This window comes from Pseudobythopirellula maris (genome assembly GCF_007859945.1).
GTDB classification, from domain to species: Bacteria; Planctomycetota; Planctomycetia; order Pirellulales; family Lacipirellulaceae; genus Pseudobythopirellula; species Pseudobythopirellula maris.
This window is the reverse complement of record NZ_SJPQ01000002.1, coordinates 297,742-312,613: the sequence shown is the minus strand read 5'-3', so window position 1 is coordinate 312,613 and position 14,872 is coordinate 297,742. Positions and strand designations below refer to the sequence as shown.

The following is a 14,872-nucleotide window of genomic DNA, read 5'->3' as shown; positions in this document are numbered from 1 at the left end:
GTTTATCCGCGTGCCGTTCTTCGGCGAGCAAAAAAGAGACTGCCTCCCAAGGCGAGCAGTGAGAACGCCCCCGGCTCGGGGGCCGAGAGGCCCGGCGCCGGCAGTGTCTGGCCGAAATGATTGACCCACACGGTGTAGTCGCCCGGGCCGATGAGGCCGTCGCCATCGCCGTCGGCGCCTTCGTACGCGTTCGCAACCGCCGTGTCGCGTGTGTCGCGCCACACTGTGAAGTCGGCCGCGTCGACGACGCCGTTGCCGTTGTAGTCGCCCGGCAGCGCGGGCGAGGGCGTCGATAAGTCGGTGATCGCGAGCTGATAGAACTGCACGATGTCGATTTCCGACGAGCTGTTCGTGTTGTCCTCGGCCCACACCCGCGCGTAGTACTCGCCCGGTTCGCTGATCGAGATCCCGGTGAGCGACTCCGCTTCGCCGGAGCCCGCCGCCACGCTCTCGGCGATCGGCGACCCGCCCCCGGGGCCGTAGAACGCCAGACGCAGGTCGCTCGTTTCACGGGTGTTGAACGGCTGTCCCGTTTGATCGAACTCGGCGCCGAGCGGCGTCGCTACCAGGTTGAGCGTCGTGGCCGCCGCGACGGTGAACGCGAAGTAGTCGTCGTCGAACTGATTGGCGATGCTGACGAAGTCGGTTTCCGACTCGTCGACCGCCACGCCGTCGCCGTCGAGCCCCACGGCGAGTGTGGCGCCGGCGGTGAGCGCGCCGAGCGGGGTGGCGGTGGAGGTCGACCCGTTGCCGCCCCCCTTCTCGAGGGCGTCGCCGTAGAACCAGTGGACGCCGCGCAGGTCGTCGTGTTGGGGCCCATCGAAGTCGACGTTGATCGAGGGCTCCATCAAGAAATCGTCGCCGAATGATGAGCTGTGTTCGAGCCCGAGGCCGTGGCCCGCCTCGTGCATGATGACATTGCGCAGCAGCCGGTGGTCGTTCTCAGCGGTGGTGAACAGCGAAGGGTCGCCGGTGTCGATCACCATGTCGGCGTTATTGGGGAAGTAATTGTAGGCGAGCACATCGCCATCCTCGTTGCTGACGCCATCGAGGAACGCGCCGCCGATCCGCACGTCGCCGCGCAAGCCCGGGAAGCCCGACAGGAAGCCGAGCCTTGAGGTCAGCCCGTCGTCGTTCGCTTCGTACGTGTAAGTCACGCCCGTCAGCTCGCTCCAGCGGGAGAACGAACGGTCGAAGTATTCGAACCAAGGGCGGGTCATCAAGTCGGCGCCGCTCATGCCGGCGCCCGCCTCGACGTCGAACAGCGTGTCGAGGGTTGCGATCAGATTGCTGTTCTTCGAGCCGTACCCGTCGTCCGGGATGAGAGTGCCGTCCGGCACGAGGCTCCAGGTGAGCGAGATCGCCTCTCCGCTGTCGCCCGCCGAACCGCTTGAGGTCGAGGTCCAGCGGTCGCCGGGGACGAACGCGTGAGCCCCACCAGACGCAGAGGCGGCGAGCAGCGTCGCGGCGATGGTCAGCGAGCGGACGCGGCGGTACGGCGGCATGGGCGTCGCTCGTTGGTTCAGAGACGGTGGAAGCGCGGCTCGGCGCTGATCGAGCAAGATGGACACGGGGGGCAAACCGAGTCTAACTGAGTCCTCCCTCACGATGCGACTCTAGGCGTGTTGGGCTCGCCGTCGACCCAAAAAAACGCCAGAAACTGCTAGCAGCGTGAGCGCCGAGGGTTCGGGGACCGAATGGCTTGCCGACGGCAACGCCTGGCCGAAGTGGTCGACCCACACCGTGTAGTCGCCCGCGCCAACGACTCCGTCGCCGTCGCCGTCGGCGCCCGAGTAGGGGGAGACCGACGAGTCGCGTGTGTCACGCCACACGGTGAAGTCGGCGCTATCGACGAAGCCGTCGCCGTTGTAATCGCCCGGCAGGGCGGGGGCCGTCGCCTCGCTTGTGAGCCTCAGCCCGTAAAGCTGAGCGCCGTCGATCTCGCTGTGATGGTTGGTGAGGTCAAAGCCGCGGACCCGCACGAAGTAGTCGCCGGCCTGGGTGAGCTCGTAGCCCAAGAGCGACTCGGCCGCGCCGGTCGGCGCCGATTTCGCCTCGGCCAGCACGAGCGATCCGCCCAACGCGATCAGTGACAGCTCCAGGTTGCTTGCCGCACGCGAGTCGACCGTTTCGCCCCCCATGTCGAAGACCCCGCCCAGCGGCGTCAGCACGAGGTCGATCGTCGTGGGCGCCTCGACTGAGAACGTGTAGTAGTCGTAGTCGTACTGGTTCGACACACTCACGAAGTCGGTCGCGTTGGCGTCGATCGTGAGCGGGTTCTCGCCCGCCCCGTAGCCGATCTCCAGCACGCCGCCCGGCGCCAGGGCGCCAAGCGAGGCGGAAGTCGACACGGTGTTGTTGCCCAGGCCGCCGAAGGTTTTCTCCAGCCGGTCGCCGTACAGGGCGTGGACGCCGAGCAGGTCGTCGTGCTGCGGGCCGTCGAACTGGACGCTGAGCGTCGCATCGAGCAAGAAGGCGGCGTCCTCGGAGCTGACGTGTTCGAGCCCGAGCCCGTGGCCGATCTCGTGCATCAAGAGGTTGCGGAACTGGCGGTGGTCGATTGCCGCGTAGGTGAAGAGCGATTCCTCTTCGGAGTCGAGCACCATGTCGCTGTGGTTCGGGAAATAGCTGTAGCCAAACAGGCCGTTCTCGCCATCGATCGTCGCGCCGCCGATGCGGATGTCGCCGCGCACGCCGATCTGGCCCGACGGCGACCCCGAGGAACCGATCGCGCCGCCGTCGTCGTTCGACTCGTAGTGGAACGTGAGCCCCGAAAGCTCCTCCCAGCGATCGAACGATTGCTGGAAGATCGGGAACCACGGCCTGGTGGTCAGGTCGCCCGTGGGCGACGTGACATCGAAGTAGTCGTCGAGCTTCGCGATCAGATCGCTCGGCCCTTGGCCGCCGATGATCGTGCCGTTGGGGACGAGGCTCCAGCGGACTGCCGCCGGGTCGCCCCATTCGCCTGTGGAACCGTGCGATGTGGTGGTCCAGCGACTCGCGGCCTCGTACGCCTCGGCCGCGGCGCCAGCGGCGACCACCGCCAACGCGGCGACAAGCAGCAAGGCGCCGCGCCGGTAGGGCGAGCGTCGTGGCGGCCACGCGGTGTTGCGGGGGCCGCTTCGGCTGGTTGACTCGGGTTGGCTCAAGGGTCGTTGCAAGTGATGTCTTTGGATCGGTGGCCCCTGCCCGTCGCCCTGTATTTCAAGAGGCAGGCCGCTTTGCCCGGGGGGAAGACCGGCACCATCCATCTTAGACAGTCCGAGCGAGAAGGGCCCCGGCCCGGGCTGGGGAGCGGCAGGCCGAGAGGGCCGCAACAGACGGTTCGGCCGGCTAGCAGGGGTTATTCCGGCCGGTCGCAAGCCGCGGGCGAGCGGACGCTCGACAGCGAGCCGCCCGCCCCTAAAATGACGGCTCGCCGCCGCGACGCCCCCTGCCGGGCCGCGGCGCCGGCGGCGCCCCGCCAAAAACTGCAAACAGGCCCCCACCCGGGCCTCCCACCTCCTAACTTTCGCAATCCAGGTTTCGCTATGAGCACGATCGTCGACATCCACGCCCGCCAGATCCTCGACAGCCGCGGCAACCCCACGGTCGAGGTCGATGTGACGCTCGCCGACGGATCGACCGGCACAGCCGCCGTTCCCAGCGGCGCCAGCACCGGCGCCCACGAGGCCAACGAGCTGCGCGACGGCGACAAGGACGTGTACCTCGGCAAGGGCGTGCTGAAGGCCGTCGACAACGTCAACGAGGTGCTCGCCGACGAGCTGATCGGCATGGACGGCTTGGACCAGATCGGCCTCGACACCCGCATGATCGATCTGGACGGCACGCCGAACAAGTCGAAGCTCGGCGCCAACGCCATCCTCGGCGTGTCGCTCGCCACGGCCCACGCGGCGGCCAAGTACACCGACCTGCCGCTGTTTCGCTACCTCGGCGGCTCGAACGCCCGGCTGCTGCCGGCGCCGATGATGAACATCCTCAACGGCGGCGAGCACGCCGACAACTCGGTCGACATCCAAGAGTTCATGGTGATGCCGCTCGGCTTCGACAACTTCAGCGAAGCGCTCCGCTGCGGCTGCGAGATCTTCCACAGCCTCAAGAAGGTTCTCTCGGACAAGGGCCTGTCGACCAGCGTCGGCGACGAGGGGGGCTTCGCCCCGAACCTGGGCGCCAACGCCGAGGCGTTCGACATCATCCTCACCGCCATCGAGAAGGCGGGCTACAAGCCGGGCGAGCAGGTCTGGTTCGCCATGGACTGCGCCGCCTCGGAGTTCTTTGACTCCGACAAGAAGGTCTACAAGATCGACGGCAAAGAGCTCGACCCCACGGGCATGGTCGACCTGCTCGCCGGCTGGGCCGGCAAGTACCCGATCTGCTCGATCGAGGACGGCTGCGACGAGGACGACTGGGAGGGCTGGAAGATGCTCACCGACAAGATCGGCAAGACCTGCCAGCTCGTGGGCGACGACCTGTTCGTCACCAACGTCGAGCGGCTCGCCCGCGGCATCGATGAGGGGATCGGCAACAGCATCCTGATCAAGGTCAACCAGATCGGCTCGCTCACGGAGACGATCGACGCGATCCACATGGCCCACGGCGCCGGGTTCACGAGCGTCACGTCGCACCGCTCGGGCGAGACCGAGGACAGCACGATCGCCGACCTGGCGGTGGCGCTGCAGACGGGCCAGATCAAGACCGGCTCGGCGAGCCGCTCGGACCGCATGGCGAAGTACAACCAGCTGCTGCGGATCGAGGAGCAGCTGGGCGACTCGGCCCAATACGGCGGGCCGGCGTTTGCGGCGAAGCTGGGCTGATTTAAGAACCGCCAAGAACGCTAAGAACGCCAAGACGAAACGCCAAGGGGCGGCCGCGAGCGAAGCTCGTGGCCGCCTTTTTGGGTATGCTGGGATAATAGCTTTGTGGAATCGAATGGGACGAAGCATAAGCTTTGAATAACCTGCGCAAGTACGGCGTTTCCTTTGACGAGGACCGGTATCTTCGGCTGGGCCATGGTAAGAGTGATCGGATTCTCGTCGTGAGCCACACCGACCGTAATGAGCGCATCCGCCTAATCAGCGCCCGGCTTGCTACGCCTCGCGAACGCAAGGTTTATGAAAATGGATGAACCTACAAAGCCTATCGATGACCTACGCCCCGAGTACGATTTCGAGCGCATGCCCTCGCTCGGCCGGGGCAAGCACGCCGAGCGCTACCGGCAAGGTACCAATGTCGTGCTGCCCGACCCGGACGTGTACAAGGCGTTTCCCACGAGCGACGCCGTCAACGCTGCGCTGCGTGGCTTGATCGATAGGGGCATCGATACCAAGTAAGCCAAGCGACCAAGCTATGCGAGCGTGTCGCCCTGGGAGTAGGCCTAGCCTGCGCGGATGGCCTAGGCCACTAGCTTAGCGCTTGCTGGCGTGGTTCACGGTCATCGCATACCGCTATGCAACTTAGGCATCGAACCAAGCAAAACGGCCCCGGCGTCGCCATCCGGGGCCGTTCGTGGAGCATTCGAGCCAAGGTCTGCTCGTTAGCGATCAAGGGGGCTACGGAGCGTGGTGCTGGCCTCGGCTTGGGTACGCTCAATCGGCGAACAGCCCCGTGGCGTACCAGACGCCGTCGCCGCCGAGCTTGATGTCGTAGCCGTACGAACGGTGCGGCGCGCGGACGCCGTTCCAGTGGCCCGACGACTGGCGCCAGCTGGCGACGCAATCGACCACCGAGTCGATGAGCGTTTGGTTCGGCCAGCTCTCGGCGCACACTTCTTTGACGCTCCCCATGCCGACCTGGCCGCGGAGCCGCTGGAAGCGCGAGCTGAAGTTTTGGTGGCCCTGCTGACGCAGGCGCGCCTGGTAGGCGGCGTGCGCGCGGGCGCCCTCGACGAGCGCCGGGTGGAACTCGCCGCCGGTGCTTTGCGGCGCCTCGGGGTGGGTGCGCACCGCCCACACGAGCGACCGCTGCGAAAGCGTGCCCGCCGGCAGATCGAGGGCCGCCGCCAAGCCGTCGATGCTCCACCGGTAGTACTTGCCGCCCGTGAGCGGCAACGCCGTGACGGCGTGGCCGTAGAACGGAGCGTCCTTGTTCTCGAGGTCGATGATCACGACACCCGCGCCGCCGTGCAGCTCGCGGAACGCCGCGGAGTCGATCAGCCGTTGCGGTTGGCCCTCGCTGTCGAGCGTCGCGTCGAGCGGCAGTCGGCAGAGGACGAAGTCGTTCAACCGCTCGCCCATACGCGGCCGCGCGGCGACCGCGTTGTCGATCGCCTCGGCCCGGGTCGAGTCGCCCGTTGGCGTGAGGAACACGAGCAGCATCCGGCCGCTGTCGGCCGCATCGCGGTACGCCGTGTAGTAATCGTCGCCCCACACGGGAGCGGATTGCGCGGCGGCGGGGGCGGAGCGATTCGCCGCCAAGCAGGACGACGCGCCAACGGTGGCGATTCCGGTCACGATGAGTCCGGTGACGATGGCGGTCAATAAATACACAGAACGCTTCATGGGCTTCATGGCGAAGATCGGAGGGGTCCAGGAAGGGATCGACGCGGCAAGACGCGGTCGGATCGAGGGGGGCGGGTGGCGCCGAGCAGAGGGGGCGCCGAGAAAGACCCAAGACGCGGTAGGGGCGCTGGGTGGATTCAGTCTACGCCTCTCGCTACGACGGGCAACCTGGGGCGGCCCGCACGCTCAGCCTTCGGAATCGGCCAGAGCGGTCTGAACCGCGGCTTCCAGGGCGTCCCAGTCGAGCGGTTTGGCCAGATACTCGGTGCAGCCGGCCGCTAGACAGCGTTCGCGGTCGCCCACCATCGCGCCGGCCGTGAGCGCGATGATCGGCGTGGAGAATCCCTCGGAGCGCAAGATCTGGGCCGCCTCGTGCCCGCCGAGAATCGGCATCGTCATGTCTAACAAAATCGCGTCGTGCGGCTGGCCGGCGTCGCGAGCCGAGCGGGCCGCGTCGACCGCCGCCTGACCGTCTCCCACCACGTCGAGCCGCGTGGCGTGGGGCGTGAGGATCTTGCGCAGCAAGAACTGGATGCTCGGGGTGTCCTCGGCCACGAGGATCCGGCCGCGTCGTTGGGGCGAGTCGGCGCCGTTGGCGCGAGCGGCGCCCGCCTTGTCGCTCGACCCACCCTTAGGCGTGGCCTCGACGAGCGGCAGCCAGAAGGTGAACTCGGCGCCTTCGCCCAAGCGGCTGTTCAGGTCGAGCCGGCCGCCGAGCATCCGCGCCAGTCGGGCGGCGATGGTGAGCCCCAGGCCGGTGCCGCGGCTGGCGCCGTCGGGGCCGATCGCCGCGTCGGACTGGTGGAACGCCTCGAAGACGGCTTGCTGATGCTCCTCGGGGATGCCGGGCCCCGTGTCGCTAACACGGAGCCGCAGCCAACGCTGCTGTTCCGCATCGGGGTCCTGTTGGGGACCGTCGGATAGGCCTTCGGCGAGACCCTCCTCTGCGGCCGCCTCTTCCGCGCAGATCGAGACCGAGCCTTTCTCGGTGAACTTCACCGCGTTGGAGGCGAGGTTCAGCAGCACCTGCCGCACCCGCACCGGGTCGGTCCGCAGGCTGTGTGTCGCGTTGGGATCGACCTCGACCGATAGGGCGAGACCCTTCGCTTCGGCCTGTGGCTCGAGCAGCGAGTGGATGTCCTCGAACATCGCCCGCAGGTCGCAAGTCTTGCGGCGCAGGGTCATGCGTCCCGCTTCGATCTTTGACAGATCGAGCACGTCGTTCAGGATGCGCAGCAGCAGCTCGCCCTGCCGCTTGATCACCGTGGCGGTCTCGGTGGTCGTCTCGTCGGGCGATTCACGTACGAGCGACTCGGCGCAGCCGAGCATGGCCGTGAGCGGGGTGCGGATCTCGTGACTGGTGTTGGCGAGGAACCGCGACTTCGCCTCGCTGGCCGCCTCGGCCAGGCGCCGCGCCTCGGCCAACTCGCCCTCGCTTTGCTTGATAGCCGTGACGTCGTAGTTCACGCCCACCAACCGCCTCGGCTCGCCCGGCTCGACGATGAGCCGGCCGCGGCCGGCGATCCACTTCTCGACTCCTTGCGGCGTGGTGATGCGGAACGAGTGCTCGTAAGGAACGCCGTGGTCGATCGACTCACGCAGGGCCGCGTCGAGCTCCTCGTGGTCGTCGGCGTGGATGATGTCGAAGAACGCGGAGATGTCGAGCTCTTGGTTGCCGACTTCACCGACCGGATCGCCCGACAAGCCGGTCAGCTCGATCTCGGCCTCGTCGAGCACGATGCGGTTGGTCTCGAGGTTCCAGTCCCAGGCGCCCATGGCGCCGGCCGACAGCACGAGCTCGAGCCGCCCGGCCGTATCCTCAAGACGCTGCGTTCGGTCCCGCACCAACGACTCGAGCACCTCGGGGCTGCGCAGCGCGAGCAGTCGCGGCAGGCGAACCGCCAGCACCGCCACCGTGCCGAGCGAGGCGATCGCTGTGACCGATTTGGCGACCGCCGAGAGTCGGTAGACCGGCGTCCAGAAGATGATGGCTTCGATCAGGTGGACCGAGCCGCAGGCCAAGATAAACACCGCAAACAGCATCAGCAGCCGCGGCTCGGGGATCTGCTTGGTTTTGCGCAGCGCGAAAATCATCATCACCGGGATCGCCGTGTAGGCGACCGCCGTGGCGAGATCGGCGATGATGTGCATCCAGCCGAGCCAAGGCTCGTCTTGCCACGCCGTGCCACAGAACCAGCGCGCGGGAAACCCGTCGGTGTCGAACAAGAAGCTGAGCATGCCTGGCGCCGCGGGGTGATGAAGAACTACCCGAGGGCGTTCTCCTTATCTGATTCCTGGATTTTGCCCATAGGTGGGCCGCGACGGCAAGCGGACAGCGGTGACTCTTGGGATTTATTGAACTTCAGCGTGCGATTACCCGTTTGAATCGTTGCTATGGGAGCGGGAGCGTCTCTCGTGCTGGTCGCAATGCGACCAGCACGCCGCGCAGGATTGATTAAATTGCTGGTGAGAGCACCACTCAACTCAGCTATTCGAATCAACTACTCAAACCGTGTGCCGGAGTCACTGCTACCTCCCACGCAACCACGGTGCGAGAATTGCAGCGTTGACCGACGGGGCGCCGTTATCGGGAGCCTACGCTCGGGCGTTCGCGATCAATCATTAAGGAACCGCTCACGATGAGTTACTTCAAAACCAACGACGGCACGCAGATCTACTACAAGGACTGGGGCTCTGGGCCGGCGGTTGTGCTGTGCCATGGCTGGCCGCTCTCGTCCGACAGCTGGGGGTCGCAGATGATGCACCTGGCTTCGCAGGGTCTACGCTGCGTAGCGCACGACCGGCGTGGTCACGGGCGGTCCGATCAGCCGTGGGACGGCAACGAGATGGACACCTACGCCGACGACCTCGCCCGGTTGATCGAAACGCTCGATCTCCGCGAGGTCACACTGGTCGGCTTCTCGACCGGCGGCGGCGAGGTCGCTCGCTACATCGGCCGCCATGGCGCTGACCGTGTGGCCCGTGTGGCGCTCGTGTCGTCGGTCCCCCCGCTGATGCTCAAAACCGAGTCGAACCCCGAGGGCTCGCCGATCGATGTTTTCAACGAGCTGCGCGCCAACTCGCTCGCCGACCGTTCGCAGCTCTACTTAGACCTAGCGAGCGGGCCGTTCTACGGCTTCAATCGCTCCGGCGCCGAGGCCTCGCAGGGCGTCATCGACGCCTTCTGGCGCGAAGGCATGATGGCCGGGCACAAGAACGCCTACGACTGCATCAAGGCGTTCTCGGAAACCGACTTCACCGAGGACCTCAAGGGTTTTGACCTGCCGACGCTCGTCATCCACGGCGACGACGACCAGATCGTGCCGATCGAAGCCGCGGGCAAGGCGTCGGCCGAATTGGTCGAAGGGGCGCGGCTGGTCGTGTACGAAGGGGCGCCGCACGGGGTGACGGTCACTCACCGCGAGCGGTTGAACGAAGACCTGCTGGAGTTTGCTCGTTCGTAAGCGGCAGGCTTTTTGGAGCAGATGCGATAGATGCGTCGGCGCACAAAAAAACCGTCCGCGGCCGTAAAGGCCGCGGACGGTTTTTCGTTGTGCCAACTTATACGGCGTCTCGCCTAGGCTTGAAGGCCGAGAGTGGGACCCCGCGTTGGGCTCTTTCAATCAGACGGGCGTCACGTTCTCAGCCCGCGGACCCTTGGGGCCCTGACCGGGGTTGTACGTCACCTGCTGACCCTCACGCAGATCGTCAAAGGCGGCGCCCTCAACGTTCGAGTGATGGAAGAACAGGTCCTTGTCGCCACCAATGCTGATGAACCCAAAACCCTTGTCCGTGATCCGCTTAATCGTGCCTTCAGCCATTACTATGTCTCAACTACCTAAAAACGAAGAAGGAGACGGTTCCCGGTCCGACAGGGCCCGGCCGCCTCGCATGCGCAAGACGACAATCTACTCCCATACGCTCCCCAGCGGTGCAATATTCCCTCGGGAATCTCGGAATCGCCTGAAAAGGTCGGCGCCGGCGCCATCTCAGTGCTCCCAGCCGCACTTGGCTTCTCCGTAGCGGCCTCTGAGAAAGGGCTTTTTCATCCGCCTCCCGATATGCCGACGCCCCGATTTTGTTCTCACGGAAACCAAGCCGGCCATCGGCTGAGCCGCGTGCCTGCCGCTCGCTCAGCGAGTGGCGAGCGATAGCGTGGAACCCTCGCTGCGATCGGGCTTGTTAAATGAGTCGGCAAATTAGGGCGTAAATGAACTCTCGACCAGCGTTGGAGTTGTGCGAGCTGAGTCAGGCATAGGTTTTGCCTAGATCGCTGCTAGAGCGGTTTGCTCATTGGTGCAGACGCTCGGCTCGCGATCGGCGTCATGGCTTCGTCAGCCTGCATCGACAATGCACCGCATTGCCTGCTTCGGCTTCCTCGCCACGCCGCCAATCGCTTCCCCGCTCGTCCACACCAATTCGAAAACCGCTCTAGGCGTTGCCGTCATCGCCCCCGCCAGCGTGGGGAGGGGCCGCGCCTCTTCGAGACCGTACTTCAAGCCTTATCAGGAGCATGGAAATGGGACTCTTCACTAGCAGGCAATTCGACACACTCAATGAACTGTTCTTGGTCCAGTTGGAAGACCTGTACGACGCCGAGCACCGGCTCACCAAGGCGCTGCCCAAGATGGCCGACGCGGCCGACTCTGCGGAATTGAAAGAGGCGTTCCGAAGCCATCTGCAAGAGACCGAGGGCCACGTGCGCAGGCTCGAGCAGATCTTCTCGCTGCTCGACATGGAGCCCGAACGCGACTCGTGCGACGCGATGAAGGGGCTCATCAGTGAGGGCGATGATTTTGTCAGCGCCAAAGGCGACCCGGCCGTCCTCGACGCGGCGCTGATTGCCTCGGCCCAACGGGTGGAGCACTACGAGATGGCGGGCTACGGCACGGCCCGCGCGTTGGCCAATCAACTCGGCATGCAGCGGGCGGCAGATCTGCTGCAGGAGACCCTGGACGAAGAGGGGGCCGCCGATAAGAAGCTCACTCGCATTGCGGAATCGTACGCCAACGTCGCCTCGCCTCAGGCTTAGATGCGATGGCCGAGGCGCTGTTGCAGCAGTGCGACCGGCGAGGCCGCGGCCTCGCCGGTCGCTCGGGAGCGGTTTGGCTAGGTCTTCAAGCTAAAACAATCAACGACCGCCGATGAACAACTCAGCAGGGCCCGCAAGGGTGGAGCAAGCCGACGATACAGGCTCGGCCTCGTTGCACGACCGACAGGAGCTGATGGTCAGCTTGTTCGGAACGCTGGGCAACGCGATGTTCCTCGTGGGTAGCGTTTGCTTCTTGAGCGCGGCCACGAAACACGCCGGCGTTTGGCTGTTTATCGTTGGATCGTGCTTGCTGCTGTTCCACAGCGTGCCGGAAATCGTGGCGAAGGCCCGTCGTTTATCGACGCACGCGGTGAAAATCCATCACGGCGCCACGCGGCGCAGCACCCATTCGCCCTCTTCGAGCGTGTAGCGCAGACGGTCGTGGAGCCTGCCGACGCGGCCTTGCCAGAACTCGAACATCGTCGGAGCCACGCGGTAGCCACCCCAGGTGTCGGGCAGCGGGATCTCGACGTCTTTGTGCTCGCGCTCGGCGGCGGCGTACTTCTCTTCCAACGCTTGGCGACTCTCAATCACGCTCGACTGATCCGACACAATCGCTCCCAGCTGGCTCTCCCGCGGACGCGAATGGAAGTAGGCGGACGAAAGCTCGCGGTCGGTCTTGGTCACCACGCCCTCGGCGCGCACTTGGCGCTCGATGTGGGGCCAAAAGAAATTGAGCGCGGCGCGGGGGTTCTCCGCCAGCTCGCTGCCTTTCTGGGAAGAGTAGTTGGTGTAGAAGACAAACCCCTCCGTGTCGAAGCCCTTGAGCAAGACCTGCCGCGACGAAACCGCCCCCTCGTTCGACGCGGTCGAGAGGGTCATCGCGTTCACCTCGAACCAGTCGCCCGGCTTCTGATCGGACGCCTCGATGATCCATTGCTCGAACTGCGCAAAGGGGCTTGCGTCGCAGTCGGCCTCGTTGAGTCCGTGGAGCATGTAATTCTTACGCATCTCGGCGAACGACATCTTTGGTTCCCTTAGGTCATGCTGGCGATCTTGCTGACATCCTCTTGCTTGCCCACCACGAGCAGCACCTGGTCGGCGGAGAGGGTGTATTGCCCGCCGGGAAACATCTCCAGCTTGCCGGAGAGCGCGTCCTTGACGCCCACGACCCAGATGTTGAACTTCTTGCGCAGGTCGAGGTCCTGGAGCGTCTTGCCCGAGTAGGTGTCGGGCATCGCGATCTCGAGAAAGCTGTACTCCGGGTCGATCGGCAAGAAGTCGATCACGTTCGGCCAGGTCATGCGGTCGGCCAACTGGCGGGCGATCTCGGTCTCGGGGAAGATCACCCGGTCGACGCCCAGGCACTTGAGGATGCGGGCGTGCTCCTGGGTGACGCCCTTGACGATCACCTGGCGGGCGCCGAGCTCCTTGGCGTGCAGCGTGGCCAAGAGCGACTGGGTGATGTCTTCGCCCATGCTGATGAACACCGCGTGGGCCGAGTCGACCGGCAGGTGGGCGATCGAGTCGCGGTCCCGGGCGTCGCCGATCACCGCCTCGTAGAGCACGTCCTTGAGCGCCTCGACACTCTCCTTGTTCGAATCCATGCCGGTCACCCGGCAGCTGTTCTGCGAGAGCCGTGTGGCGAGCGCCCCGCCGAACGAACCGAGCCCGATGACGACGAATTGCTTGGTTTCAGCCATGAAAGTGGGGTCGGAGGTGAGAGGTCGGAGGTCAGGGGAAGGCGAGCCGGAATCTCCTGCTCTGCTTTCTATCTTCTACGGTTCTTCGAGGGCGTCAGCCCACCAGCGGCTCCTCGTTGGGGTACTCGATCGGCTCGCTCCGCTGGCCGTACGACAGGGCGGCGAAGGTGGAGATCGGGCCCAACCGGCCGAGCAGCATCAGCACGACGACGATCAGCAGGCTCACGTCGCTCAGCGTGTTGGTGAGCCCGGTGCTCAGCCCCACGGTGCCCAGCGCCGAGATGATCTCGAACAGCGCCTCCAAGAACAACCCCTTGCTGCTGAGGTGGCCCGCGCCCGATTGCTCGATCACCAAGATCGTGGTGAGCGCGAGGCCAGCCACGGCGGCGAACAGCATCGCCGTGGCGATCGCCCGCTCGACGGCGTGCGGCGGGATCGTGCGGCGGTAGAGGTTTACCCTGGGGAATCCGCGGAACGTGGACCACGCCCGCATGGCGATGATCGCGGCGGTGGTCACCTTGAACCCGCCCGCCGTGGAGCACGGCCCGCCGCCGATCGACATCAGCACGATCGAGATGAACAACATCGCGTTGGTCATCTGTGGGATCTCGACGCTGTTGAAGCCGGCGGTGCGGCAGTTGATCGAGTGCGACATCGCGACGTTGAGCTTCGACATCAGCGAGGCGTCGCTGATCGCGCCGTCCCACTCCAGCACCAAGAAGCTGGCGAAACCAAACAGCAGCAACGCGGCGGTGCCGAGCAGCATGATCTTGGTGTGCATCTGGAGCAGCTTCCAGTAGTTCTGGCGGAGGCTGTGGCGGTGGCGCCACAGGTCGTTGAACACGGGGAAGCCGAGCCCGCCGACGACGATCAGCAGGCCAATGGTCAATGTCACGATCGGGTCGCCGGCGAACGGCACGAGGCTGTCGTCGTTGAGCGAGAAGCCCGCGTTGCAGAAGGCCGAGACCGAGTGGAACAGCGCGTGCCACAGCGCCTCGCCACGCGTGGCCCAGAGCCCGAGCTCCTGGTAGTGGTCGAACCGCAGCAGCGAGTGGCTTGCGAGGACCAGGAAGCCGAGCGCCTCGCAGCCGAGGGTCATCGCGATGACCTTCCAAAGGATCCGCCTGAGGTCGTTGTCGCCGCTGGCGCCGAGGGTCTCGGCCACGACCTGCCGCTGGCGGATGCTGCCCCGCTTGTTGAACTGCACGACGATAAAAGTCGTGACCGTCATGATGCCGATCCCGCCCAGCTGGATCAGGGCCAGGATGATCCCCTGGCCGAGCATCGAGAAATCGCCGCTCGTCGATCGGACCGTCAGGCCGGTGACACACGCCGCGCTGGTGGCGGTGAACAACGCCTCGAGCAGCGAGATCGGCGCCTCCGAATCCCCCGCACAGCTAGGGATGAAATAGAGGGTCAGGAACCCAATGACGATCAGCGCCGCGTACCAAGAGAGCGACGCGCGAGCCGGGTACTGATTGATCGAGCCAGCAAACTGTGGCATGAGGGGCGCCAAACGGGGCCGGTACGGAAAAACGCCGCCGCGTGATCGCCCTGTGATCTCTCAACCCGTAAGGGCGTGTGCGACGGCGTCGGTGCCAGTGACGCCATTCTATGCTTGCGGCAAGCGACCAACAGGG

General features: G+C 65.4%; 14 protein-coding genes. 6 read left to right on the top strand and 8 right to left on the bottom strand.

The window, feature by feature from the left end; genetic code table 11:
* Positions 1-2: 2 nt before the first annotated feature.
* Together Mal64_RS08975 and Mal64_RS08970 are read right to left on the bottom strand one after the other, a co-directional pair.
* The gene (locus tag Mal64_RS08975; protein WP_146399301.1) at positions 3-1,505 is read right to left on the bottom strand and encodes a matrixin family metalloprotease; all 1,503 of its coding nucleotides are present in this window, start codon (positions 1,503-1,505) and stop codon (positions 3-5) included.
* Positions 1,506-1,616: 111 nt separating this feature from the next.
* On the bottom strand, positions 1,617-3,161 hold the full coding sequence (locus Mal64_RS08970; protein ID WP_197525598.1) for a matrixin family metalloprotease: 1,545 nt from the start codon (positions 3,159-3,161) through the stop codon (positions 1,617-1,619).
* A gap of 369 nt (positions 3,162-3,530) precedes the next feature.
* Here Mal64_RS08970 and eno point away from each other — a divergent pair, with 369 nt between their 5' ends.
* The 3 genes from eno to Mal64_RS08955 all read left to right on the top strand — a co-directional run bounded on the left by eno (position 3,531) and on the right by Mal64_RS08955 (position 5,330).
* Complete coding sequence (eno, locus tag Mal64_RS08965) at positions 3,531-4,814, top strand: phosphopyruvate hydratase (RefSeq protein WP_146399297.1); 1,284 nt, start codon at positions 3,531-3,533, stop codon at positions 4,812-4,814.
* Positions 4,815-4,948: 134 nt separating this feature from the next.
* Positions 4,949-5,125 (top strand): BrnT family toxin, encoded by a 177-nt coding sequence (locus tag Mal64_RS20430; protein WP_146399295.1) that lies wholly within the window; start codon positions 4,949-4,951, stop codon positions 5,123-5,125.
* Positions 5,118-5,330 (top strand): hypothetical protein, encoded by a 213-nt coding sequence (locus Mal64_RS08955; protein ID WP_197525597.1) that lies wholly within the window; start codon positions 5,118-5,120, stop codon positions 5,328-5,330. The genes Mal64_RS20430 and Mal64_RS08955 overlap by 8 nt, the downstream gene beginning before the upstream one ends.
* Positions 5,331-5,585: 255 nt before the next feature.
* Here the strand turns inward: Mal64_RS08955 and Mal64_RS08950 are convergent, their stop codons facing one another.
* On the bottom strand, positions 5,586-6,497 hold the full coding sequence (locus Mal64_RS08950) for a hypothetical protein (RefSeq protein ID WP_146399291.1): 912 nt from the start codon (positions 6,495-6,497) through the stop codon (positions 5,586-5,588).
* Between the two features lie 186 nt (positions 6,498-6,683).
* Positions 6,684-8,735, bottom strand: a complete 2,052-nt coding sequence (locus tag Mal64_RS08945) for an ATP-binding response regulator (protein WP_146399289.1) — start codon at positions 8,733-8,735, stop codon at positions 6,684-6,686.
* A gap of 401 nt (positions 8,736-9,136) precedes the next feature.
* Here Mal64_RS08945 and Mal64_RS08940 point away from each other — a divergent pair, with 401 nt between their 5' ends.
* On the top strand, positions 9,137-9,961 hold the full coding sequence (locus Mal64_RS08940) for an alpha/beta fold hydrolase (protein ID WP_146399287.1): 825 nt from the start codon (positions 9,137-9,139) through the stop codon (positions 9,959-9,961).
* Between the two features lie 159 nt (positions 9,962-10,120).
* Here the strand turns inward: Mal64_RS08940 and Mal64_RS08935 are convergent, their stop codons facing one another.
* Entirely contained in the window at positions 10,121-10,318 is a 198-nt protein-coding gene (locus Mal64_RS08935) for a cold-shock protein (protein WP_146399285.1), read from the bottom strand.
* Positions 10,319-11,016: 698 nt separating this feature from the next.
* Between Mal64_RS08935 and Mal64_RS08930 the strand changes: the two genes are divergently transcribed.
* Together Mal64_RS08930 and Mal64_RS08925 are read left to right on the top strand one after the other, a co-directional pair.
* Complete coding sequence (locus tag Mal64_RS08930; RefSeq protein ID WP_146399283.1) at positions 11,017-11,529, top strand: ferritin-like domain-containing protein; 513 nt, start codon at positions 11,017-11,019, stop codon at positions 11,527-11,529.
* A 112-nt stretch (positions 11,530-11,641) separates the two neighbouring features.
* On the top strand, positions 11,642-11,959 hold the full coding sequence (locus tag Mal64_RS08925; protein WP_197525596.1) for a YrhK family protein: 318 nt from the start codon (positions 11,642-11,644) through the stop codon (positions 11,957-11,959).
* Here the strand turns inward: Mal64_RS08925 and pdxH are convergent.
* The 3 genes from pdxH to Mal64_RS08910 all read right to left on the bottom strand — a co-directional run bounded on the left by pdxH (position 11,911) and on the right by Mal64_RS08910 (position 14,736).
* Entirely contained in the window at positions 11,911-12,555 is a 645-nt protein-coding gene (gene pdxH, locus Mal64_RS08920; protein WP_146399281.1) for a pyridoxamine 5'-phosphate oxidase, read from the bottom strand. The genes Mal64_RS08925 and pdxH overlap by 49 nt on opposite strands.
* 11 nt (positions 12,556-12,566) lie before the next feature.
* Positions 12,567-13,232, bottom strand: coding sequence for a potassium channel family protein (locus tag Mal64_RS08915; protein ID WP_146399279.1), 666 nt, complete (start codon positions 13,230-13,232; stop codon positions 12,567-12,569).
* 94 nt (positions 13,233-13,326) lie between these two features.
* Complete coding sequence (locus Mal64_RS08910) at positions 13,327-14,736, bottom strand: TrkH family potassium uptake protein (RefSeq protein WP_146399277.1); 1,410 nt, start codon at positions 14,734-14,736, stop codon at positions 13,327-13,329.
* Positions 14,737-14,872 lie beyond the last annotated feature (136 nt).

Coding starts and splice junctions, on each gene's coding strand:
- Mal64_RS08975 (WP_146399301.1), bottom strand. CDS start 1,505: ATGCCGCCGTACCGCCGCGTCCGCTCGCTGACCATCGCCGCGACGCTG.
- eno (WP_146399297.1), top strand. CDS start 3,531: ATGAGCACGATCGTCGACATCCACGCCCGCCAGATCCTCGACAGCCGC.
- Mal64_RS08955 (WP_197525597.1), top strand. CDS start 5,118: ATGGATGAACCTACAAAGCCTATCGATGACCTACGCCCCGAGTACGAT.
- Mal64_RS08950 (WP_146399291.1), bottom strand. CDS start 6,497: ATGAAGCGTTCTGTGTATTTATTGACCGCCATCGTCACCGGACTCATC.
- Mal64_RS08945 (WP_146399289.1), bottom strand. CDS start 8,735: ATGCTCAGCTTCTTGTTCGACACCGACGGGTTTCCCGCGCGCTGGTTC.
- Mal64_RS08940 (WP_146399287.1), top strand. CDS start 9,137: ATGAGTTACTTCAAAACCAACGACGGCACGCAGATCTACTACAAGGAC.
- Mal64_RS08935 (WP_146399285.1), bottom strand. CDS start 10,318: ATGGCTGAAGGCACGATTAAGCGGATCACGGACAAGGGTTTTGGGTTC.
- Mal64_RS08930 (WP_146399283.1), top strand. CDS start 11,017: ATGGGACTCTTCACTAGCAGGCAATTCGACACACTCAATGAACTGTTC.
- Mal64_RS08925 (WP_197525596.1), top strand. CDS start 11,642: ATGAACAACTCAGCAGGGCCCGCAAGGGTGGAGCAAGCCGACGATACA.
- pdxH (WP_146399281.1), bottom strand. CDS start 12,555: ATGTCGTTCGCCGAGATGCGTAAGAATTACATGCTCCACGGACTCAAC.
- Mal64_RS08915 (WP_146399279.1), bottom strand. CDS start 13,232: ATGGCTGAAACCAAGCAATTCGTCGTCATCGGGCTCGGTTCGTTCGGC.
- Mal64_RS08910 (WP_146399277.1), bottom strand. CDS start 14,736: ATGCCACAGTTTGCTGGCTCGATCAATCAGTACCCGGCTCGCGCGTCG.